Consider the following 22,668-nt stretch of genomic DNA (forward strand, 5'->3'; position numbering starts at 1 on the left):
CTAATGCAAAGGTTTGCAGGAGAGTTTGATGCGCTGGCGGAACGCGATTCTGGCGGGGGCGGCGGTCGTCGCGCTGGCCACCCCGGCCCTAGCAAAGGTGACGGCGCCCGCGGGAGCGAAGGTCTTTCGCCTGGATGGCGGCGGCGTCACCTATGCCATGGGGGTGGATGAGAAGGGCTATCTCCAGCCGCTCTACTGGGGGGCGGCGCTGGCGGACGGCGATCCGCTGATCTCCGGCGATCCGGTCAAGACGGGCGATCCCGTCGTGCTGAAGGCACCGGGCGAGTTGTCCGGCTTCGACCCCGCCGGGTCGGTCACGCTTCAGGAATATCCGGGACAGGGTGAGGGGCTGGTCAGCGAGCCTGGCGTCAAGGCGCTATTCGCCGACGGCAATCGCGACCTCGTGCTGAAATATCGCAGCCACCGCACCAGTGGCGAGACGCTGACCGTCGAGCTTGCCGATATCCGCCGTCCGCTGTTCGTCACGCTGACCTACACGATCGATCCCGCCACCGGGATCGTCGCCCGCTCGGCCAGGGTACGCAATGGCGACGCAAGGCCGGTGCGCGTCGACCAGCTGGCGGCGGCGGTCCTCTCGCTGCCGGTCGGCGATGACTATCGGCTCCATTATCTGACCGGCCGCCATGCCGCCGAATGGACGCAGAAGACGGTGCCGGTCGAGGCGGCCGAAACCGTGCTGGAAAGCCGTCGCGGATCGACCGGGCATGGCAACAATCCGTGGTTCGCGATCGGCCGCGAAGGGCTGACCAGCGAGGAGCATGGCCCCGTCTGGTATGGGGCGCTCGCCTGGTCGGGATCGTTCCGGATCACCGTGGCGTCGGACAATCTGGGTCGGGTGCGGATCGCGGGCGGATACAATCCGTATGATTTTTCCTGGACGCTGAAGCCCGGCGAGACGCTCGACACGCCGATCTTCTATGCGGGCTATTCGAATGGCGGCCTGGGCGGGGCATCGCGGACCTTCCATGATTTCGAGGTCGCCAACATCCTGCCGCGCGGCACCAAGGCGCGGTTGCGGCCGGTACTCTACAATAGCTGGGAGGCAACCGCCTTCGACGTGACCGAGGCGGGGCAGATGGCGCTGGCCGAAAAGGCGGCGAAGATCGGCGTCGAGCGGTTCGTGGTCGATGACGGCTGGTTCGGCGCGCGCAACAGCGACAAGGCGGGGCTGGGCGACTGGACCGTCAACCCGACCAAGTTTCCGAACGGCATGAAACCCTTGATCGACCGGGTGAAGGGGCTGGGCATGGACTTCGGCCTGTGGGTCGAGCCCGAGATGGTCAATGTCGACAGCGACCTGTACCGCGCGCATCCCGACTGGGTGCTGAACTTCCCCGACCGGCCGCGAACCGAGGGGCGCAACCAGGTCGTCCTCAACCTGGCGCGCGCCGATGTGCGCGACCACCTGCTGACCGTACTCGACAAGCTGGTCAGCGAGAACGACATCGCCTTCCTGAAGTGGGACTATAACCGCAACTGGACCGAGGCGGGCTGGCCGGAGCAGCCGGTCGCCGACCAGCAGCGTGTCTATGTCGAATATGTCCGCAACCTCTATTATATCCTGTCCGAACTGCGGCGGCGGCACCCCAGGCTGGAGATCGAAGCCTGTTCGGGTGGTGGCGGTCGCGTTGACCTGGGAATCATCGGGCTGACCGACGAGGTCTGGCCATCGGACAATACCGACCCGGCGGACCGGCTGACCATCCAGGACGGCTTTACCCGCGCCTATCCGGTGGCGGTCATGATCGCCTGGGTTACGGACAGCCCCAACTGGGCGAACACCCGCGTCACCAGCCTGGACTATCGCTTCCTGTCGTCGATGCAGGGTGGGCTGGGCATCGGGGCGAACCTCGACAAATGGGCTGACGCCGACTTCGCGACCGCTCGCAAATGGGTGGCGGCGTACAAGACCATCCGCCAGACGGTGCAGCGCGGTGCGCTCTATCGGCTGGAATCGCCGACCGGTGACAATGCGACCGCGGCCACCATGTATGTCGGGCAGGACAAGCGCCAGGCGGTGCTGTTCCAGATGCTGCATTCTTCGATGTGGCGCGACAATCCGGCCGCCATCCATGCGCAGGGGCTGGACCCGGCGCGGACCTATGCGGTGCGGATGCTCGACGGTTCGGCCAGGCCTGCCGGTGTGCCGGAGCGGGCGTCGGGCGCTTACTGGATGAACCGCGGCCTGCGTGCGCCGCTGAAGGGCGATTTCGTCGGGACGGCCTTCGTGTTCGAGGCGGTGAGCTGATTGAAGGGCATGAAGCCGGGCGTGGTGGCCTGTCCGCTTCTGGCGGGGGCCGTCACGCCGGAGGAAGCGCCGCTGCCAACCAGCCGTGCGCGACCATTCGGGCTGCGGAGGTGGTGGAGCGAGCGTCGGGTGCAAATCGCCCGTCCACGCTGCTGTCGTGAGCAGCCGCCGTGCTCGGCGGACGGCATGACGCAAAAAGGGCGAGAACCCTGCGGTTCTCGCCCTTTAGTCCTGATCGGATCAGAACCGCATTACTGCGCCAGCGGCTGAGCCTTCATCTTGCGGGCGCGCAACATGGCCAGGCCCAGGATCGCGAGGCCGAACAGCGCGATCGTGCCCGGCTCCGGCACCGAGGTCGGGCGCGAGAAGGCGATGTTGTCGACTTCGAACGCGTCGGTCGGCGACGAGAAGCGAAGGCCGCCGATCTGGCGTCCGGTGTTCGCATCCACCGTATAGGTGACGTAGCGGTTGTCGCCCGCCGAGCCGTTCGGGATGGTCGAGCCGGTGATCGTCGCCAGCACATTGCCCAGCGTGTCGAGCACGTCGAGCGAGTTGAACGTGTCGATCGAACCCCAGAGCAGGCTGACCCCGCCCCAACCGATCGAGCCGGTTCCCTTCAGCAGAGCCGGCGAACCCATGGTCTTGCCGACGGCGAGATAGTTGCCGCTGCCACCGGCGGGCATCAGCGCACCCTGGTAGGAGCCGGTCGAGGTCGAGTCGTTCAGGATCGAGCCGCCGTTCAGCGAAAAGCCCGCAGGGATCCCGTTCGTGAAGTCGATCAGCGTGGTGTCCGACGCATAGGTCGGGGGCGTGAGATATGAGGTCGACGTGACGCCCGCAAAAGCCGGCGTGGCGGCCAGCGTTGCGATGGCAGCCATCGCGCCGAAAATCATCTTCTTCATATCACCCTCTGCGAAATGCCCTGTGCTGCATTCGATCTAGCGCCTGGCGGATGTTTCGCCAAAAGCTTTCAAGGCAGAAGTGCTGTGCCACGCGTTTCGATGTGAGACATTTGCCGGGGAACCCGCGACCGGAATCGACCGGATCATCGCGCCAGCGCGCGTTCGGTATCCTCGCGGGCCTGTTCGACCAGCACGATGGTGGCCGCACGCGCCGCCGCGGCGTCGGCATCGGCGATGGCGGCGAACAGGTGGCGGTGCTCGGGCATGGAGTCGCGTGGCAGCTTGGCGCTGCGATGCTTGTACAGCGTCGTCCAGCGGACCGCCGCGCCGATGCTGCCCGACAGACTGATCAGCAACTCGTTGGCCGTCGCCTCCAGGATGATGTTGTGGAACAACTGGTCGGCGGCGCGGCCCTGTTCGGTATGGAGGCCATGTTCGCCCATCGCCTCCAGGGCCGCACCCATGCGGGACAGCTGGCGCGTGTCGCGCTTGACGGCGGCGAGTTCGGCGGCGGCCGGCTCGACGATCAGGCGGAGCTGGAACAGGCTCTGGACGAAGCCCGCAGGCGGTTCGCCCTCGAACATCCAGGCGAGGAGTTCAGGGTCGAGCAGGTTCCATTCCAGCCGCTCGCGCACCCGCGTGCCCGCCTTGGGCTTGCTGACCACCAGCCCCTTGGCCGACAACATACGCAGCGCCTCGCGCACCACCGATCGGGAAAGGCCGCGCTGTTCGGCGATCTCGACCTCGCCCGGCAGGGTCGATCCGGTGGGAATACGGCCGGTCACGATGGCGACACCGATGTCCCGCGCCAGGGCGCTATGGGCGGGTCCGCGTCGCTGCAAGGTGGTCACTCGGTGGGTTCCTCCCCGGTCGCCGGGGCTGCTGCCCCATGGTGTTTGTCTGACCTATCTATGGAGGCACGCGCCGAAAGGAAAGCGGAGGGATACGATCACGACCGGCTTGTGCTCGCGATGTTACTATGTATCATGCGTAATCCGCCAGTTGCCCTGGACCCCGTGTCGCGGCACGATGGCCGCATCAACCGATCCAAGAGGGGGATCCGTTTTCATGAACGTTCGTAACCTGATGCTTGCCGCGAGCGCGCTCGCGGTCCTGCCCCCCATAGCCGGCGCGGCCACCGCGCAGCAAGCGCCCGGCACCACCGCGCCGGTCCGCGTCGTCACCGATTCCACGGTCAGCGACATTCCCGCCAAGTTCACCCCCCCGACGAACATCGCCGAGCGCGATTACGTCAAGCGCGAGGTGATGATCCCGATGCGCGACGGGGTGAAGCTGTACACGGTGATCGTAGCACCCAAGGGCGCGGTGAACGCCCCGATCGTGCTGACCCGCACCCCCTATAATGCGGCGGGCCGGGCCAAGCGGTCGGACAGCACGAAGATGATCGAGGCGTTGCCGCTGGCCGACGAGGAGTTCGTGAAGGCGGGCTATATCCGCGTCTATCAGGACATTCGCGGCAAATACGGCTCGGAAGGCGACTATGTCGTGACGCGTCCGGTCATCGGCCCGTTGAACGCGACCAAGGTCGACCATGTCACCGACGCCTATGACACGATCGACTGGCTGGTGAACAAGGCGAACGTGCCGGAGTCGAACGGCCGCGTCGGCATGATCGGTTCGTCCTATGAGGGCTTCACCGTCGTCATGGCGCTGCTGAACCCGCATCCCGCGCTGAAAGTCGCCGCGCCCGAAAGCCCGATGATCGACGGCTGGATGGGCGACGACTGGTTCCATTATGGCGCGTTCCGTCTTGCCAATATCGGCTGGATCGGATCGCAGACCGGCTACAAGGGGCCGGGCACCGCACCGTCGAGCGGCGGCTATGACGATTACGAGAATTTCCGCTACGGCTCGGCGAACGACTGGGCCAAAAAGTCGGGTTACGACCAGCTGCCCATGTGGCAGCGTGTGGTGCAGCATCCGGCTTATGACTTTTACTGGCAGGGCCAGGCGCTCGACAAGCTGCTGGCGGCCAACCCCTCCAACGTGCCGACCATCTGGGAACAGGGGCTGTGGGACCAGGAGGACATGTATGGTGCGATCACGTCCTGGGAAACGTTGAAGGCCAAGGGCAAGCTGGGCAATAATTTCTTGGTGATGGGCCCGTGGCGGCACAGCCAGATCAACCGGACCGGCACCAGCCTGGGCCCGTTCCAGTGGGATGGCGACACCGCCAAGCAGTTCCGCCAGGACATGGTCCTGCCGCTGTTCAACCAGTATCTGAAGGACGGTCCGGCCGCGAACCTGCCCAGCGCCGCGATCTACAACACCGGCGAAAATCACTGGGACAAGCTGACCCAGTGGCCGCTCGCCTGCCAGAGTGGCTGTGCGACGCCGCTGACGCCTTTGTACTTGGCCGAGGACAAGGGGCTCAGCTTCGACAAGCCGGGCGCAGGGCAGGACGCCTATGTCTCCGACCCCGCCAACCCGGTCCCGCACCTGTCGCGGCCGGTCAATTTCGGTGATGGCCGCTGGGGTGACTGGCTGGTCAGCGACCAGCGCCATGTCGATGGCCGCGCCGACGTGGTGACCTATACGACGCCGGTCCTGACCAAGGCGGTGCGCGTGTCGGGTGCGCCGATCGCCGATCTGTTCGCGCGCACGACCGGGACCGATGGCGACTTCGTGGTGAAGATCATCGACGTCCTGCCGCCGGAAAACGCGATCGATCCCAAGATGGGCGGCTATGAGTTGCCGATCAGCCTGGACATCTTTCGCGGCCGTTATCGCAACAGCTTTGCGAACCCCAGCGCGATCCCGGCGGGCAAGGTGCAGGAATACAAGTTCCGCCTGCCGACGGTGAACCATGTGTTCCAGCCGGGGCACCGGATCATGATCCAGGTCCAGTCCAGCCTGTTCCCGCTCTATGATCGCAACCCGCAGACCTTCGTGCCCAACATCTTCACGGCCAAGGCGAGCGATTACAAGAAGGCGACGATCACGCTGGAGCGCGGCGGCACCAATGCCAGCCGCGTCTGGTTGCCGGTGGTGCCGGTCGACCAGTCGGCGGTGATCGCCCGCTGACGAACCGGGGCGGGAGGGGGGATTCCTCCTTCCGCCTCTCGAAACGGGGCCGGGCGCAAAGCGCTTGGAGTGGCGGGTCCGTGGCGTTATCGTGTGACTCGTGACGCTATCGCCTTCCTTGTCCCCATCGTTGCCGCTGACCGGCGATGCGATGGCGGAGGTCGGCGTCGATCCCGCCGATGCGCGTCGCTACCTGGCGCTGGTGACGGCGGCGACCGAACGGCTGATGGCGGCCGACGACCCCGGCGCGATGATCGATTCGTTGTTCGCGCTGATCCGCGACGAACTGCGCCTCGACGTATTCTTCCATTTTCGACGTGATGGCGAGGTGGCCCGGCTGGAGACGTCGGGCGGACTGACCCGTGCCGAACGACAGGCCGCCGCCGCCCTCGACGTCGAGGGCTCGGTCAGCGGGCAGGTGATGCGCGACCGACGGCCGCTGCATTTTTCGCAAATCCAGCAAGGCGACGACGCACAGACCGCGTTCGTGCGGATGCTGGGGGTCGATGTCTATCTGTGCATGCCGCTTCTGCACGGCGAGGAACTGCTCGGCACGCTGGGTTTCGGGCGTCGTAGCGCGGGGCCCTTTGCCGAGGATGAGCGGCGGCTGCTGTCGCTGTTGTGCCATTATACCGCGCTGGCGCAGCACCGGCTGCGCATCGAGGAGGCGTTGCGCCGTGGTATCGACACGCAGGCGCGGTTGCTGGCCGAACTGAACCACCGGGTGCGCAACGCGCTCCAGATCGCGATCGGGCTGGTGTCGCATGAGGGGCGACAGGCCGACATACCCGAGACACGCTTCGCGCTGTTCCGCGCGGCGGAGCGATTGCAGGTTCTGGCGAGCGCACACCGCCCGCTCTACGCCACCGCCGATCCCGGCCTGGTCGACCTGACCGCGCTGTTCGGCGACGTCATCGGCCAGGCGCAGGGGGATGGCCCCGACGCCACCGTCGTCGCCGACGGCCCGGTCGCCGTGCCGATCGAGCGCGCGGTGGCGGCCGCGCTGTTGCTCGACACGCTGATGACGAAGGCGGACACGATTCCTGCAATCGTTTTTACAACCGACCAACAGGACGGGAACGAAATGCTGCGCATCTCGTTCGTGGCGACTGGATGGGGGCGGATCGCCGATCTAGTCGGACATGACCGGCTATTGGCGCGACTTTGCCACCAGCTCCGTGCGACCGTGACGAGCGAGGATGATGGGTGCCTGAATTTGGTCATGCCGCATGACGGCAGAGAATACGGGCATCGCCACCCACAACGGTGAGGCAAGGCGTGACGACGAGGCCGACGAAACGCCGCTGAACCTCATCATCATCGAGGATGAGGCGCTGGTCGCCATGCTGGTCGAGGATGCGCTGACGCTTCATGGTCACCGGGTCATGGGCATTGCCGACACCGTCTCCGCCGCGATCGCGATGGTGGACGAGGAGCGACCGGATCTGGCGCTGTGCGACGTAAAGCTGGCCGATGGCGACAGCGGCCTGACCGCCGCGCAGTTGCTGGCCGATCGCGGTATCCCATGCGTCTTCCTCAGCGGGAATTGCCCCGAACATGGCGGCCATCCGCTCGTCATCGGCTGCATCGCCAAACCGTTTCGTGCCGGAAGCCTAGGCGCGGCCGTCCGTGCCGCGCACCTGACCGCGCTGGGCAGGCGGCCGAGCGATCCGCCGCCCGCGCTCCGATTCTATCACGAGGTTCGATAAACGGCGTCAGACGGCGCGCGATGATCGGCGATCAAAGGGAAAAGGGGGTTGGGGATGACCAGATGGCGACCTTCATGCTCCCGCGTATGGCACCGTATCGCCCTCGATCCGCGTTTCGATCGCCAGTTCCAGCCGGTCGAGGATGCGGGCGAAATGCATCGTGTCGTCGTCGCTCAACAGGCTGAACGCCTGTTCGACCAGTTCGCGGCGTAGCGGCTCGGTCTGGTGAAGCACCTGGCGGCCTTTGTCGGTGATATCCAGCCGCTTGGCTCGCCGGTCGGCCGGATCGGGCACGCGCACGACCAGCGCGTCGCGCTCCATCGTGTCGATCGCCTGGGTCACGGTGCGTGGCGCCAGGTCGAACCATTCGGCCACGTCGGCGGCGCGGACCGGCGCGTTGTTCGCGATGTGGTGAAGCATCTTGGTCCGCGCCAACGAGGCGCCCTCGGCCGCCATGCGCCGGTCCAGCAAGCGGTGCAAGCGCATGTAGATGCGGCCATAGCGAATGGCCATTTGATCGATGTCGAGCATAATATGAGGTAACTCAATAAATGGTCTTGCCTTATTGTGCAAGTGCGAGCAAATGCACCATCCAGTTCTTTTGATTCCATCGACAGGGAGGCCGGTGTGGCCGACGCAAACCAAGTGCATGAGGGGCAGGACGCGAACGCGGGCGACGCGGACATGGGCGAGGACAAGGCCCCCGTATCGCCGTCCAAGAAGCGGCGCATCCGTATCATCCTGCTGGTCGTCGCGGCCGTCGCGGTGATCGGCGGCGTGTTCTGGTACGCGAACTACAAGAGCGTCGGCCAGTATATGCAGACCACCAACGACGCCTTCATCCAGGCGGATGCGGTCACCGTCGCGCCCAAGGTGTCGGGCTATGTCGACAAGGTCTTCGTCGGCGAGAACCAGAACGTCCAGGCGGGCCAGCCGCTGCTCCAGATCGACACCCGCGACTATCGCGCGCAGACCGCGCAGATTCAGGCGCAGATCGGTGTCGCCCGCGCCAATGCCGAGGGCGTTCAGGCGCAGATCAAGGAACAGCAGGCCGCGATCGACAGCGCCGAGGCGGACCTCCGCGCCGCGCAGAGCGATGCCGCCTTCGCGCGGGCAGAAGTGGTGCGCTACACCCCGCTCGCCGCATCGGGCGCCGAAAGCCGCGAGCGGTTGTCGCAGTTGCAGAACCAGGCGCGTCAGGCCGCCGCCAAGGTTTCGAGCGCCACCGCCGCTTTGTCCGCCGCGCGTCGCCGCATCGGCACGCTGGACGCGCAGGTCGATCAGGCCCGCTCGCAGGGGCAGGCCGCAAAGGCGCAGCTTGATGCCGCCGAGTCCAATCTGGGCTCGACCACCATCCGCGCCTCGATCGCGGGCCGGGTCGGTAACAAGACGGTGCGGATCGGCCAGTTCGTCCAGGCGGGCACCCGCACCATGTCGATCGTGCCGGTCAGCCAGCTTTACATCAGCGCGAACTTCAAGGAGACGCAGCTTGGCCTGATGCGTCCCGGCCAGCCGGTAAAGATCGAGGTCGACGCGCTGCCCGGTGTCGAGATCAAGGGCCATGTCGAGAGCGTGGCGCCGGGCACCGGTGCACAATTCTCGCTGCTGCCGCCGCAGAACGCGACCGGCAACTTCACCAAGATCGTGCAGCGCGTGCCCGTCCGCATCGCGGTCGATGCCGATGCGCAGACCCGCGCATTGATGGTGCCGGGCATGTCGGTCGAGGTGACGGTGGACACCCGCTCGGCCAAGGGGGCGCTGAAGCATATCGCAGAGCAGCAGGACCAGCATAACGAGGCGCGGCAGGGGGCGCAGGGCCGGTGAGCGCCGCCGCCGCCCCGGGCCGGGGCACGAAGGCCGGTTCGGCTTCCCGCGCAGGCGGTGGTGCGGCCCCGGCCGCACAGCGGGGCGGCGCACCTCAGAAAGCCGACCTGACCGCGTGGCTCGCCGTCGCGGCGGGCAGCATCGGCGCGCTGATGGCGACGCTCGACATCTCGATCGTCAACTCCGCGCTGCCGACCATCCAGGGCGAAATCGGCGCGAGCGGGACCGAGGGGACGTGGATCGCGACCTCGTATCTGGTCGCCGAGATCATCATCATCCCGCTTTCCGCCTGGCTGGAGCGGTTGCTGGGTCTGCGCACCTTCCTGCTGATCGCGTCGATCCTGTTCACCGGTTTTTCGGTGGTGTGCGGGCTGTCGACGAACCTGACGATGATGATCATCGGGCGCGCGGGGCAGGGCATTACCGGCGGCGCGCTGATCCCCACCGCGCTGACCATCATCGCCACCCGGTTGCCGCGCGAGCAACAGCCGATCGGCACCGCATTCTTCGGCGTCACCGCCATTCTAGGCCCCGTGATGGGACCGCTGATCGGCGGCTGGCTGACCGAGAATGTCAGCTGGCACTATGCCTTCTTCCTGAACATCCCCGTCGGCGCGGTGCTCGTCACGCTCCTGCTGGTCGGCCTGCCGCACCAGAAGCCGCATCTGTCCGAGCTGGCCAAGGCCGACTGGCTCGGCATTGCGGGCCTTGCGCTTGGCCTCGGCGGCCTGACCGTCGTGCTGGAGGAAGGACAGCGCGAGCAGTGGTTCGAGTCGCGGGAGATCATCGAGCTGACCCTGCTGTCGATCTTCGGCTTCGGCCTGTTGTTCGCCGGGCAGTTCGTCGCCTCGCGCCCGGTCATCCGGCTGAAGCTGCTGCTCGATCGCCAGTTCGGCAGCGTGGTCATCATGGGCATCGTGCTGGGCATGGTGCTTTACGGCACCTCCTATGTGATCCCGCAGTTCCTGGCCTCGATCGCCGGCTATAACGCGTTCCAGGCGGGCAAGGTCGTGCTGCTGAGCGGCATCCCCAGCTTGATGCTGATGCCCTTCACCCCGATCCTGATCAAGAAGGTCGACATCCGTATCGCGGTGGGGCTGGGGCTGGGCATCATGGCGCTGAGTGCCGGCATCGACACGGTGCTGACCGCCGATTCCACCGGCAGCTCGTTCACCGACAGCCAGCTTTTGCGCGGCGTCGGCACGATCCTGGGCATGTTGTTCCTGAACCAAGCGGCGATCTCGTCGGTGCCGCCATCGCAGGCAGGCGACGCGGCCGGGCTGTTCAGCGCGGCACGCAACCTGGGCGGCTCGTTCGCGCTCGCCGGGATCGCGACCGTCCAGGACCAGCGCAGCTTCCTGCACGAACGTCGCCTGGAGGAAACGCTGACCGCCAATTCGGGTTCGACCCAGAGCTGGATCGACTCGCTGACCCAGCAATTCGGCAGCAACGACGCGGCGCTGCGCATGATCGGCAACACGATCCGCCAGCAGGCGCTGGTCATGACCTATAACGACCTGTTCTTCATCCTTTGCGTCGGCATCGTAATGGTGATGCCGCTTGTCCTGTTCCTCCGCCCGCTGCCCAAGGGCGGCCCGGTGGCGATGCATTGAGAACCATGATGCGCAAGCAGCTTTCCTTCATTCCGCTCCTCCTGCTGGGGGCCTGCACCGTCGGGCCGAACTATGCCGGACCGCCCAAGGCGATCGGCTCTGCCGCGACCCCGCCCGCCGGGTTCGTGCGGGCGGACAACACACTTTCCACCGCCGCGCCTGCGGTCGCCGACTGGTGGACGACGCTGAACGATCCGATGCTGACCTGGCTGGAGGAGCGGGCGCTGGCGTCCAATCCGAACGTGGCGGTGGCACAGGCGCGGTTGAAGCAGGCCCGCTCCGCGCTGCGGCTGGAGCGTGCCAACCAGGCGCCCAACGCCAATGCCAGCGCGACCTATCTCCACGCCAATCTGCCCGAGTTGAATCTGGGCGGCGGCGGTGAGCAGGGCAGCGGGCAGGGCGGTGCCAATGGCGGCGCGGCCAGCGGGTCGGGTGGCGGCACCAATGTCGACTTCTTCAACCTGGGCTTCGACGCCAGTTGGGAGATCGACCTGTTCGGCGGCCGCCGCCGCACGGTCGAGGCGGCACGGGCCAGCGCGGCGGCGGCGGAGGCCAATGTCGCCGACGCTCAGGTGTCGCTCAGCGCCGATGTCGCCCAAGCCTATATCGGGCTTCGCGATGCGCAGCAGCGGTTGATCCTGGCACGCGATGCCTCGAAGATGCAGCGCGACACGTTGAACCTGACGCTCCAGCGCTTCAACAACGGCACCGCCTCGCAACTGGAGGTGGAGCGGCTGCGCAACCAGGTGGAGAGCACCGATGCGCAGATCCTGCCGCTGTCATCCTCGGTCGAGACCTATCTCAATGCGCTCGCCATCCTGATCGGCGAGGCGCCGGGCACGCTGGACCAGCGACTGACCCAGGCCGCGCCGGTGCCGTTGCCCCCCGCACAGGTGGCTGTCGGCGATCCCACCGCCCTGCTTCAGCGTCGCCCCGACATCCGCGCCGCCGAGCGCAACCTGGCCGCGCAGACCGCGCGGATCGGCGTGGCGGAGGCGGCGAAGTTTCCGCGCCTGAACCTGATGGGGATCATCGGCATCGGCGGCACCTCGCTCGACTCGTTGACCGATCTCGACAATCTGGTGACGCTGGGCGCGCCGATGCTCCAGTGGAACGTGCTGAACTTCGGCCGCGCCAATGCGCGGGTCGGCCAGGCCGAGGGCGCACGTGACGAGGCGGAGGCGCAGTATCGCGGCGCGGTGCTTTCCGCGCTGCGCGACGCCGAGGATTCGCTGTCGCGCTTCCGGGCGCGGCGCAACACGGTGGCGACGCTGGCACGGGCCAAGGCGTCGGCGGACCGCTCGGCGGTGCTGATGCAGCAGCGTTATAGGGCCGGCGCGGCGACGCTGATCGATACGCTCGACGCCGAGCGGCAGCGGGTCGCGGCGGAACAGTCGCTGTCGCAGGCGGTCGCCGGGCTGACGAACGATTACGTGGCGCTGCAAAAGGCGCTTGGCCTGGGTTGGCGTACGCCGCAGTCATAAGGTTGGCATTTCTTCCTCCCCTGTAAGGGGAGGGGGACCAGCGAAGCTGGTGGAGGGGTGTCCCCGCCGATGGTGACACCCCTCCGTCAGTCCTGCGGACTGCCACCTCCCCTTGCAGGGGAGGAATAGTATGCGGTTACACCCCCGCCTTCGCGATCCGCTCGCGCGCTTCGCGTTCGATCGTCTCCAATTCGTCGACCGTCTGGACCAGCGCGGTCATCTGCTGGCGCAGCTCGTCGACCCGCTCGCGGCAGCGTTCGGCCAGCACGCGCATCTGTTCGACATGCTGCGGATCGGCATCGTACAGCCGCAGGAACTCCTCGATCTCGCGCAGCGAGAAGCCCAGCCGTTTGCCCCGCAGGATCAACTGCATCCGGCCCGTCTCGCGCTTGGAGTAAACCCGCGCGGTGCCGACCCGGCGCGGTTCGATCAGGCCGCGATCCTCATAGAAACGCAGCGTGCGTGTCGTCACGCCCAGGCTGTTCGCGACATCCTGTATGCCGCGAAGCTCCTCGTTTTCCCCCACCGTCTATTCCCCTACGGGCCGCACCGCCGCGGCCGCCGCCTTTGCCAATTCTTCTTCGACCAGTTCCTTTTTCGACAATTTGCCGATCAAGGTCTTGGGCAGGCTTTCGCGGATTTCGACCTCGCGGGGAAGTTCGATCTTGCTGACCTTGTCCTGAAGGAACACACGCAGTTCCTCCGGCGTCGCATGATGGTCGGGGGCCAGCTTGACAAAGGCCTTGGGCGACTGGCCGCGATAGGCGTCGGGAATGCCGATCACGACCGCCTCGGCGACCGCCGGATGCTCGTACAGCGCCTCCTCGATCATGCGCGGATAGACATTGTAACCGCCGCACAGGATCACGTCCTTGATCCGGTCGACGATGAACAGATAACCGTCCTCGTCCAGATAGCCGACATCGCCGGTGCGCAGGGCCCCGTGGATGAAGACCTGCTCGCTCTCGGTCGGCCTCTTCCAATAGCCGGACATGACCTGCGGGCCGCGTGCGCAGATTTCGCCGACCTCGCCCGGCGGCATCAGCCGGTCGGGATTTTCGCGGTCGCGGATCTCGATGGTCGTGCCGGGGAAGGGGATGCCCGCCGATCCGCCCTTGTTCTCGCCGATCAGCGGGTTGCAGGTGATGATCGGCGACGCCTCGGACAGGCCGTATCCCTCGACCAGCTTGCCGCCGGTCGTGGTCTCGAACGCGATGCGGACCTCGGCGGGCAGCGGCGCGCCGCCCGAGATGCAGGCCTTGATCGCCGACAGGTCGACCTTGCGCGCCTCTGCCACGCCCGCGATCGCATTGTAGATGGTGGGGACGGCAGGGAAATAGGTCGGCTTGCTGCACGCGATGGTCTTGAGCACCTGGTCCAGCTCGAACCGGGGGAGCAGGATCATCTCGGCCCCCACCCGGATCGCGAAGCTGAGCACGGTGGTGAGCGCGAAGACGTGGAAGAGGGGCAGAACGCCCAGGATGCGCTCCGCATCGATCATGTCCTCGCCGCCGGTATGGATGACCATGGCGTCGGCATTGGCGATCAGGTTGCGGTGCGACAGCATCGCCGCCTTGGGGCTTCCGGTGGTGCCGCCGGTATATTGCAGCACCGCCACGTCGTCGGGCTTGGCCGCGACCGGGGTCAGGCCGTGCCCGCGCTTCATCATCTGCTGGAACGTCAGGTGGCGGGGTGCGGCGCCCGGTGCGGCGATCATCGAGTGCTTGAGCAGACGGTAGGCCAGCCGCTTGATGGTCGGCAGCGCGTCGGCGACGGGGCAGGAAATGACATGGCGCAGGCCCAGCTTCTCGGCGACATGGGACACGCGGCCATAGATGTCTGGAATGTCGCAGGTGGCGATGATCTCCGCGCCCGAATCCTCGAGCAGGTGGCACAGCTCGCGCTCGACATAGAGCGGGTTGACGTTGACGACGATGCCCCCGGCCTTGAGCGTCGCGAAATAGAGCACCGGATAATAGATGATGTTGGGCAGGCAGAGCGCGACGCGGCATCCCGGCTTTACCCCCAGCGCCTGCAGGCCCGCCGCCGCCCGGTCGACCATCGCGCCCAGTTCGTCGTAGCGCGTGATTCGGCCCATGAAATCGACCGCGGGGCGATCGCCGTGCCGCCGTACCGTGGTCTCGAACATGTCGGTCAGCAATCGCGGCTCGGAGACCAGCGGGCGTCCCATTGCCTGACCCGGTGCACCGCCTGTCGTGGTTTCCCCGATGGCTCCTGCCGTCATCGCGTCGCTCTCCTATATCTTTTTTCGACCATACCCGGTTGTCGATTGCGGTCGAGTTGCTTATTGTGTTGACGTATAGGGTAGGTAACGCACCTTAACGTTAGGCCGCAAGCCCATAAAGAGAGGATTGGATGACCAACATCGTGATCGCAGGCTATGCCCGCTCTCCCTTCACCCAGGCTGGCAAGGGCGCGCTCGCACGGGTTCGTCCCGACGATCTGACCGCGCAGGTGATTCGCGGCCTGATCGAGCGGACCGGCGTCGATGCCTCGCAGATCGAGGACATCATCCTGGGCTGCGCCTTCCCGGAGGGCGAGCAGGGCATGAACGTGGCGCGGCTGATCGGCCTGCTGGCGGACCTGCCCCTGTCGGTCGGCGGCATGACGGTGAACCGTTTCTGCGGATCGTCGATGTCGGCCATTCATATCGCCATGGGCCAGATCCAGATCGGCGCAGGCGAAGCGTTCATCTGCGCAGGCATCGAGTCGATGAGCCGGGTGCCGATGGGCGGCTATAACCCGCTGCCCAATCCTGAACTCGCCGCCGCCCGGCCGGGCGCGTACATGGGCATGGGCCAGACCGCCGAGAATGTCGCGGAAAAGTACCAGATCACCCGCGCCGAGCAGGAGAAGTTCGCGGTCGCCAGCCAGAAGAAGGCCGCTGAGGCGCGCTCGGCCGGTCGCCTGGCCGATGAGATCGTGCCGATCCATACCAAGGCTGGCGACGTGACCGAGGACGGGCTGATCCGCCCCGACACGACCGAGGAAGTCCTGTCCGGCCTGAAGCCCGCCTTCGACAAGGACGGCACCGTGACGGCGGGCACCGCCTCGCCGCTGACCGATGGCGCCGCCGCCGTGCTGGTGACTTCGGAGGAGTTCGCGCAGAAGCACGGCCTGACCATCCTCGCCCGGATCAAGTCGGTCGCCATCTCGGGTTGCGAGCCGGAAACCATGGGTCTCGGCCCGATCGCGTCGTCCAAGAAGGCGTTGTCGCGGGCGGGCATCGCGTCGAGCGATCTCGACGTGGTCGAGATCAACGAAGCCTTTGCCAGCCAGGCGATCGCCTGCATCCGCGACCTGGGGCTCAAGGAAGACGCGATCAACAAGGACGGCGGCGCAATCGCTATCGGCCATCCGCTGGGTGCGACCGGTGCGCGGATCGTCGGCAAGGCGGCAGCCCTGCTGGCGCGTGACGGCGGCCACTACGCGCTCGCCACCCAGTGCATCGGCGGCGGGCAGGGTATCGCGACGGTATTGGAGCGTGCATGATGGCTGACACGATCAACAAGGTTTGCGTCATCGGCGCAGGCGTGATGGGCGCTGGCATCGCGGCACAGGTCGCCAATGCCGGTGTGCCCGTCCTGCTGCTCGACATCGTGCCCAAGGATGGCGGCGACCGCGATGCGGTGGCTAAGGGTGCCGTGGCGAAGATGCTCAAGACCGAGCCCGCGCCCTTCATGTCGCCCGCCGCCGCCAAGCTGGTGGAAACGGGCAATATCGAGGATCATCTGGCGCGCGTCGCCGAATGCGACTGGATTGTCGAGGCGGTGGTTGAGCGGCTGGATATCAAGCAGTCGCTCTATGCCAAGCTGGAGAAATTGAAGCGTCCCGGCACTGCGGTGTCGTCCAACACCTCGACCATTCCGCTCGGCCATCTGGTCGAGGGGCGGTCGGAGCAGTTCCAACGCGACTTCCTCATCACCCATTTCTTCAATCCGCCGCGCTATATGCGGCTGATCGAGATCGTGACCTCCGACCACACCGATGCCGGTGTCGCCGCCAAGGTCGAGCAGTTCGTCGATCACCGCATGGGCAAGCGGATCGTCCGCGCCAAGGATACGCCGGGCTTCATCGCCAACCGCATCGGCACCTATTGGCTGGCGGTCGCGATCAACGCGGCGATGGACCAGGGGCTGACCGTCGAGGAGGCCGACCAGATTGGCGGGCGTCCGATGGGCGTGCCCAAGACCGGCATTTTCGGGCTGATCGATCTGGTCGGTATCGACCTGATGCCGCTGCTCGCCAAGTCACTGTCCTCGACCCTGCCAGCGGGTGACGCCTATTTCGACACGATCCGCCCCTTGCCGCTGGTCGACAAGATGATTGCGGAGGGGTTCACGGGCCGCAAGGGCAAGGGCGGCTTCTATCGCCTCGACCGCAAGCCCGACGGCACCAAGGCCAAGCAGGCGATCGACCTGACCACCGGCGAGTATCGCGCGGAAAAGAAGCCCGAGCGTCTTCCCGGCCGCGCCGAAAAGGATCTGGCCGCGCTGGTCGCGACGCCGGGCAAGGTCGGCGACTATGCCTGGGCGGTGCTGGGACCGGTGCTGTCCTATGCCGCCGGTCTGGTCGGCGAGGCGGCGGACGACGTGGTCGCGATCGATGACGCGATGAAGCTCGGCTATAACTGGAAGTTCGGCCCCTTCGAGCTGATCGACCGCATGGGTCCGGGCAAGCTGGCCGAGCGGCTGCGCGCCGAGGGCAAGCCGGTGCCCGCGCTACTGGAGACGGCGGGTGACCGTCCCTTCTACCGCGTGGTCGACGGCAAGCGGCAATATCTGACGTTGGGCGGCGACTATGTCGATGTCGTCCGCGCCGAGGGCGTGGTGCTGCTCGAGGACATCAAGCTGCGCTCCGAACCGCTGCTCAAGAACGGTTCGGCGGTGGCCTGGGACGTGGGTGACGGCGTCGTCGCGTTCGAGTTCACCGGCAAGATGAACGCGCTGGACGAACAGGTGCTGTCGCTGCTGCAAAAGACCATCGCGCTGGTGAAGAGCCAGTACAAGGCGCTGGTGGTTTACAACGAGGGCAGCAACTTTTCGGCCGGGGCCAATCTGGGCCTAGCCATGTTCGCGGTGAACATCGCGGCCTGGGGTGAGGTCGACAAGCTGGTCGTCGCGGGGCAGCAGGCGTATAAGGCGCTGAAATACGCGCCCTTCCCGGTGGTCGCGGCCCCGGCCGGCATGGCGCTGGGCGGCGGTTGCGAGATTCTGCTCCACGCCGATGCGATCCAGGCCCATGCGGAAAGCTATATCGGGCTGGTCGAAACCGGCGTCGGTCTGGTCCCCGGTTGGGGCGGCAATGGCGAGCTGATCGACCGTCTCGCCAAGTCGCCGAAGATGCCCAAGGGACCGATGCCCGCCGCCATGAAGGCGTTCGAGACCATCTCGACCGCGCAGGTGTCGCGCTCGGCGGCTTTGGCCAAGGACTTGGGCTACCTCCGCAAGGACGATGGCATCACCATGAACCGCGACCGTCTGCTGGCCGATGCCAAGCAGAAAGCGCTGTCGCTGGTCGAGGGCTATCAGGCCCCCGAAAAGCCGGTCTTCCGCCTGCCGGGTGCGGCCGGACGGGTCGCCTTCAACGGCGCGGTCGCCGACTTCGCCAAGAAGGGCGTCGCCACGCCCTATGACGTGGTGGTCGCGGGCCGTCTGGCGAACATCGTCACCGGCGGCGAGGCCGACATCATCGACGAGGTGAGCGAGGACCAGCTGCTCAAGCTGGAACGCGCCGCCTTCATGGAAAGCGTCAAGGATGCGCGGACCCAGGCGCGGGTCGAGCATATGCTCGAAACCGGCAAGCCGCTGCGCAACTGATCGGGAGAGGATAATCCCATGCAAGTCTATAACGCGCCGCTACGCGACATGCGTTTCGTCCTCCACGAACTGTTCAAGGAGGACGAGTTCGGCCCCGTCGCGGGTCAGGACGAATTCGGTCCCGAGCTGTACGACGCCATCCTCGAAGAGGCGGCGCGCGTTACGCAGGAGGTCCTGCTGCCGCTCAACGCCACCGGTGATATCGAAGGGTGCAAGCTGGAGAACGGCGTCGTCCGCACGCCTTCGGGCTTCAAGGAGGCCTATAGCCAGTTCTGCGAAGGCGGCTGGGCCGCGCTCGCCTCGCCGGTCGAATATGGCGGGCAGGGGCTGCCCGAGGCGGTGAACAAGCTGGTCGAGGAGATGATCTGCGCGACCAACCTGTCGTTCAGCCTCTATCCCGGCCTGACCCACGGCGCGACCACCGCGCTGGTCGGACATGGCTCGGAGGATCTGAAGAGCTTCTACTTGCCCAAAATGATCTCTGGCGAATGGTCGGGCACCATGTGCCTGACCGAGGCGCATTGCGGCACCGATCTGGGCCTGCTGCGTACCCGTGCCGACCCGCAGGACGATGGTTCGTACCTCCTCACCGGCGGCAAGATCTTCATCTCGGCCGGCGACCATGACCTGACCGACAATGTGATCCACCTTGTCCTCGCGCGCACCCCCGATGCGCCCAAGGGCGTGAAGGGGATCAGCCTGTTCCTGGTGCCGAAATATCTGCCCAAGGACGATGGCTCGGTCGGCCCGGCCAATGGCGTCAGCGTCGCCGCGATCGAGCACAAGATGGGCCTGAAGGCGTCGGCCACCTGCCAGCTGGAGTTCAACGACTCCAAGGGCTGGGTCGTGGGCGAGCTGAACAAGGGCCTGGCCGCGATGTTCACCATGATGAACACCGAGCGTGTCTCGGTCGGCATCCAGGGCCTGGGCATCAACGAGGTCGCGTACCAGTCGGCGGTCGCCTATGCCAAGGACCGCCTGCAGGGTCGTGCGCTGGGCGGCGCGGCGCGTCCCGACCTGCCCGCCGATCCGATCATCGTCCACCCGGACGTTCGCCGGATGCTGATGACCATGCGCGCCTATGCCGAAGGGTGCCGCGCGCTGGGCCAGTGGGCCGCACGCGGACTGGATGCCGAGGCGCATGCCGTAGACCCGGCCGACAAGTCGCGCGCGTCCGATTTCGTCGCGCTGCTGACCCCGGTCGTGAAGGCGCTGTTCACCGACCTAGCCTTCGATGCGGCGAACATGGCGGTGCAGGTGCATGGCGGCCACGGCTATATCCGCGATCACGGGATCGAGCAGTTCGTCCGCGACGCCCGCATCGCCCAGATCTACGAGGGCACCAACGGCGTCCAGGCGCTTGATCTGGTCGGCCGCAAGATGCCCGCGCATATGGGCCGTTACATGCGTCCGTTCTTCCATGCGGTGTCGGAGCAGGTCGAGGCGCTGGTAAAGCATGAAGACAAGGCCATCACAGGCTGGGCGGCGGGGATGCAGCAGGCGTTCGGCGCGCTCCAGCTCAGCACTGGCATGATCGCGCAAAAGGGTATGAAGGATCCCGAGGAAGCGGGTGCCGCCGCGACCGACTATCTGCGCCTGCTGGGCCTGGTCGGCATGGGGCATTGCTTCCTGAAGTCGGCGCGGATCGCGACCGAGCGTCTGGCCGAAGGCACCGACGAGGCGGGCTTCTACAAGGCCAAGCTCGCTACCGCAGGGTTCTTCTTCGACCGTATCCTGCCGCAGGCGACGGCGGCGTTCCTGGCGATCAAGTCGGGCAAGCGCTCGACGATGGCGTTGGAACTGGAAGCATTTTGAAATGATCCGATGCCGGTTGCGCTTGATTGCGTGTCACCGGCATCGTACGCAGGACGTGGTGTTGTCCTATGCGTCATATGATGGACGTATAGGGCAATTCGGATTTTAGCGAGCGACCGGAAAAACCGGCGCTCCGGCCCGGACGATCGGGCGTGGAGAGGAGAAGAGGCATGTTGTTGACCCTGATGACGATCGCCCTTGCCGGTGCCGGAGCGAATGCGGACACGGTGATCGGCCGCTGGCAGACCCAGACGCGCGGCGGCGTGGTCGAGATCACGAAGTGCGGCCCTTCGGTATGCGGTCGCATCGTAAGCTCGGAAAAGCTGCGCACGAACCCCGCGCTGACTGACCAGAACAATCGCGATGCCAAGCTGCGCAACCGCCCGCTCAAGAACCTGCTGATCCTCCAGGGCTTCTCGGCCGACGGTGCGGCCTGGAGCGGCGGCACCATCTACAATGCCGAGGACGGCAAGACGTATAGCGCCAAGCTGACGCCCGAGGGGCCGGACACGCTGAAGGTGCGCGGATGCGTCTTCGTACCGCTGTGCAAGACGCAGACCTGGACCCGTATCCGCTGATCCTTTGCCCATCATAAAAATCTCGGGGAGTATGCTCATGACCAAGTCGTTCAAGGCTCCGCTGCTGGCCACCGCCATCCTGTCCTCGTCCTTCGCCTTTGCGGGCGCGGCGCATGGCCAGGCCTTCTATCTTCAGGAACAGTCGACCCGTGGTCAGGGCCGTGCCTTTTCGGGTGAAGGTGCCGATACCGGTGCCTCCTCGCTCTGGTGGAACCCGGCATCGATCGCGGGGATGGAGCGCGGTGAGGCCGTGATCGGCGCCTCGGCGATCATTCCCAAGGGCGATGTCGTCGACAATGGCACGCTGATCCGTCGCCCGGGCCAGCCGACCTTCTCCGCCGTCGGGGGCAACCGCGTGTCGAGCGATCCGATCAATCGCGGCGTCGTGCCGTCGGGCGCGGTCGCCTATCCGCTGAACGACCGGGTCGCGGTCGGCCTGGCCGTGACCTCGCCCTACAGCTTCACCACCGAATATGACGCGAACAGCTGGGCCCGCTACAGCGCGCTCAAGACCGAGCTGCGCACCATCGACATCCAGCCATCGGTCGGCATCGCGGTGCTCGACTGGCTGCGCGTCGGCGGCGCGGTGAACGTCGAATATACCAAGGCCGAGCTGGGCAATGCACTGCCCAACCTGTCCTCGGCGCTGCCCGACGGGTTCCAGCGGTTGAAAGGCGATGGCTGGGACCTGGGATGGACCGCCGGTGTCCAGCTCCACAATGACTGGGCGACGGTCGGCATCAGCTACAAGTCGCGGATCAAGCATCAGCTGAAGGGCAGCCTGGAAGTCGGCGGCCTGCTCGGCCCGCTCGCCGGGCAGAACCGGACGGTCGACGGCGCGACGGCGGAATTCTACACGCCCGCGCAGATCATCGTGGCCGGCCGTTTCCGCGCCACCGACAAGCTGACGCTGAACGCGCAGGCGGTGCGCTTCACCTGGGCCGATTTCGACGCGATCCGCCTCGGCGCGCCGATCAACACCGCGATCCCCGAGAATTACAAGAACAGCTTCTCGCTGGCGGGTGGTTTCGACTATGCGGCCAATGATCGCCTGACCCTCCGTGCGGGTGCGCAGCGCGGTATCACTCCGACCCAGAACGGCAATCGCGACGCCCGCGTGCCCGATGCGAACCGCTGGAATTATTCGATCGGCGGATCGTACAAGCTGACCCCGCGCTTCACGCTGGATGCGGCGGGCAGCTATATCGATTTCGCCAATGCCAGCATCGACCGTCGTACCGCCGCCTATGCGGGTACGGCCGTGCAGACGCCGATCCTGACCAACGGCCAGGTGCAGAACGCCCGTGCGTTCGTGGCGTCGATCGGCGGCCGCTTCAGCTTCTGATTGAGAGAGTTGTCATGAAGATCGTCGTGCCCGTGAAGCGGGTGTTGGACTATAACGTAAAGCCGCGCGTGAAGGCGGACGGGACGGGCGTCGATCTGGCGAACGTGAAGATGTCGATGAACCCGTTCGACGAGATCGCGGTGGAAGAGGCGATCCGGCTGAAGGAAAAGGGCGCGGCCACGGAAGTGGTCGTCGTCTCGATCGGCGAGCCCAAGGCGGCGGACACGCTGCGCACCGCACTCGC

At 66.1% G+C, this 22,668-nt stretch carries 18 protein-coding genes; 13 read left to right on the forward strand and 5 right to left on the reverse strand.

Features of this window, described 5'->3' with window-relative positions; genetic code table 11:
• Positions 1–28 precede the first annotated feature (28 nt).
• On the forward strand, positions 29–2,269 hold the full coding sequence (locus SOM26_RS07460) for an alpha-galactosidase (protein WP_320452093.1): 2,241 nt from the start codon (positions 29–31) through the stop codon (positions 2,267–2,269).
• Positions 2,270–2,520: 251 nt separating this feature from the next.
• On the opposite strand, the gene SOM26_RS07465 is transcribed toward SOM26_RS07460, so the two are convergent.
• Together SOM26_RS07465 and SOM26_RS07470 are read right to left on the reverse strand one after the other, a co-directional pair.
• A complete protein-coding gene (locus SOM26_RS07465; RefSeq protein WP_320452094.1) occupies positions 2,521–3,171 on the reverse strand; it encodes an Npun_F0296 family exosortase-dependent surface protein in 651 nt (216 codons plus the stop codon).
• A 143-nt stretch (positions 3,172–3,314) separates the two neighbouring features.
• A complete protein-coding gene (locus tag SOM26_RS07470; protein ID WP_320452095.1) occupies positions 3,315–4,022 on the reverse strand; it encodes a FadR/GntR family transcriptional regulator in 708 nt (235 codons plus the stop codon).
• Between the two features lie 217 nt (positions 4,023–4,239).
• On the opposite strand from SOM26_RS07470, the gene SOM26_RS07475 reads away from it, so the two are divergent.
• The 3 genes from SOM26_RS07475 to SOM26_RS07485 all read left to right on the forward strand — a co-directional run bounded on the left by SOM26_RS07475 (position 4,240) and on the right by SOM26_RS07485 (position 7,925).
• Positions 4,240–6,216, forward strand: a complete 1,977-nt coding sequence (locus SOM26_RS07475) for a CocE/NonD family hydrolase (protein WP_320452096.1) — start codon at positions 4,240–4,242, stop codon at positions 6,214–6,216.
• 118 nt (positions 6,217–6,334) lie between these two features.
• Positions 6,335–7,486 carry a GAF domain-containing protein gene (locus tag SOM26_RS07480; RefSeq protein ID WP_320452097.1) on the forward strand — a complete coding sequence of 384 codons (1,152 nt, stop codon included), beginning with the start codon at positions 6,335–6,337 and terminating at the stop codon, positions 7,484–7,486.
• A complete protein-coding gene (locus tag SOM26_RS07485) occupies positions 7,446–7,925 on the forward strand; it encodes a response regulator (RefSeq protein ID WP_320452098.1) in 480 nt (159 codons plus the stop codon). Before SOM26_RS07480 ends, SOM26_RS07485 begins: the two co-directional genes overlap by 41 nt.
• A 72-nt stretch (positions 7,926–7,997) precedes the next feature.
• Here the strand turns inward: SOM26_RS07485 and SOM26_RS07490 are convergent, their stop codons facing one another.
• On the reverse strand, positions 7,998–8,456 hold the full coding sequence (locus tag SOM26_RS07490; RefSeq protein WP_320452099.1) for a MarR family winged helix-turn-helix transcriptional regulator: 459 nt from the start codon (positions 8,454–8,456) through the stop codon (positions 7,998–8,000).
• 96 nt (positions 8,457–8,552) lie between these two features.
• Here SOM26_RS07490 and SOM26_RS07495 point away from each other — a divergent pair, with 96 nt between their 5' ends.
• From SOM26_RS07495 to SOM26_RS07505, 3 genes are read left to right on the forward strand one after another with little or no spacing between them, the layout of a single operon-like run.
• Positions 8,553–9,749 (forward strand): HlyD family secretion protein, encoded by a 1,197-nt coding sequence (locus tag SOM26_RS07495; protein WP_414712027.1) that lies wholly within the window; start codon positions 8,553–8,555, stop codon positions 9,747–9,749.
• Positions 9,746–11,362, forward strand: a complete 1,617-nt coding sequence (locus SOM26_RS07500; protein WP_414712028.1) for an MDR family MFS transporter — start codon at positions 9,746–9,748, stop codon at positions 11,360–11,362. Before SOM26_RS07495 ends, SOM26_RS07500 begins: the two co-directional genes overlap by 4 nt.
• 8 nt (positions 11,363–11,370) lie before the next feature.
• Positions 11,371–12,846 carry an efflux transporter outer membrane subunit gene (locus tag SOM26_RS07505; protein WP_320452363.1) on the forward strand — a complete coding sequence of 492 codons (1,476 nt, stop codon included), beginning with the start codon at positions 11,371–11,373 and terminating at the stop codon, positions 12,844–12,846.
• A 136-nt stretch (positions 12,847–12,982) separates the two neighbouring features.
• On the opposite strand, the gene SOM26_RS07510 is transcribed toward SOM26_RS07505, so the two are convergent.
• Together SOM26_RS07510 and SOM26_RS07515 are read right to left on the reverse strand one after the other, a co-directional pair.
• Positions 12,983–13,372 carry a MerR family transcriptional regulator gene (locus tag SOM26_RS07510; protein ID WP_320452100.1) on the reverse strand — a complete coding sequence of 130 codons (390 nt, stop codon included), beginning with the start codon at positions 13,370–13,372 and terminating at the stop codon, positions 12,983–12,985.
• 3 nt (positions 13,373–13,375) lie between these two features.
• A complete protein-coding gene (locus SOM26_RS07515; RefSeq protein ID WP_414712029.1) occupies positions 13,376–15,091 on the reverse strand; it encodes a long-chain-fatty-acid--CoA ligase in 1,716 nt (571 codons plus the stop codon).
• A 131-nt stretch (positions 15,092–15,222) separates the two neighbouring features.
• Between SOM26_RS07515 and SOM26_RS07520 the strand changes: the two genes are divergently transcribed.
• The 6 genes from SOM26_RS07520 to SOM26_RS07545 form a co-directional block, all read left to right on the forward strand.
• Positions 15,223–16,359 carry a thiolase family protein gene (locus SOM26_RS07520; RefSeq protein WP_320452101.1) on the forward strand — a complete coding sequence of 379 codons (1,137 nt, stop codon included), beginning with the start codon at positions 15,223–15,225 and terminating at the stop codon, positions 16,357–16,359.
• Positions 16,359–18,686: a 3-hydroxyacyl-CoA dehydrogenase/enoyl-CoA hydratase family protein gene (locus SOM26_RS07525; RefSeq protein WP_320452365.1), complete on the forward strand. Its 2,328-nt coding sequence runs from the start codon at positions 16,359–16,361 to the stop codon at positions 18,684–18,686. Before SOM26_RS07520 ends, SOM26_RS07525 begins: the two co-directional genes overlap by 1 nt.
• 18 nt (positions 18,687–18,704) lie before the next feature.
• Positions 18,705–20,501, forward strand: a complete 1,797-nt coding sequence (locus tag SOM26_RS07530) for an acyl-CoA dehydrogenase C-terminal domain-containing protein (RefSeq protein ID WP_320452102.1) — start codon at positions 18,705–18,707, stop codon at positions 20,499–20,501.
• Between the two features lie 170 nt (positions 20,502–20,671).
• Positions 20,672–21,079 carry a DUF2147 domain-containing protein gene (locus tag SOM26_RS07535; RefSeq protein WP_320452103.1) on the forward strand — a complete coding sequence of 136 codons (408 nt, stop codon included), beginning with the start codon at positions 20,672–20,674 and terminating at the stop codon, positions 21,077–21,079.
• Between the two features lie 31 nt (positions 21,080–21,110).
• Positions 21,111–22,424: an OmpP1/FadL family transporter gene (locus tag SOM26_RS07540; protein ID WP_320452104.1), complete on the forward strand. Its 1,314-nt coding sequence runs from the start codon at positions 21,111–21,113 to the stop codon at positions 22,422–22,424.
• A 14-nt stretch (positions 22,425–22,438) separates the two neighbouring features.
• Positions 22,439–22,668: electron transfer flavoprotein subunit beta/FixA family protein (locus tag SOM26_RS07545; protein ID WP_414712031.1), on the forward strand; the 230-nt coding region annotated here is incomplete at its 3' end.

This window comes from Sphingomonas sp. CFBP8993 (genome assembly GCF_034044895.1).
In the GTDB taxonomy this organism is placed as follows: domain Bacteria; phylum Pseudomonadota; class Alphaproteobacteria; order Sphingomonadales; family Sphingomonadaceae; genus Sphingomonas.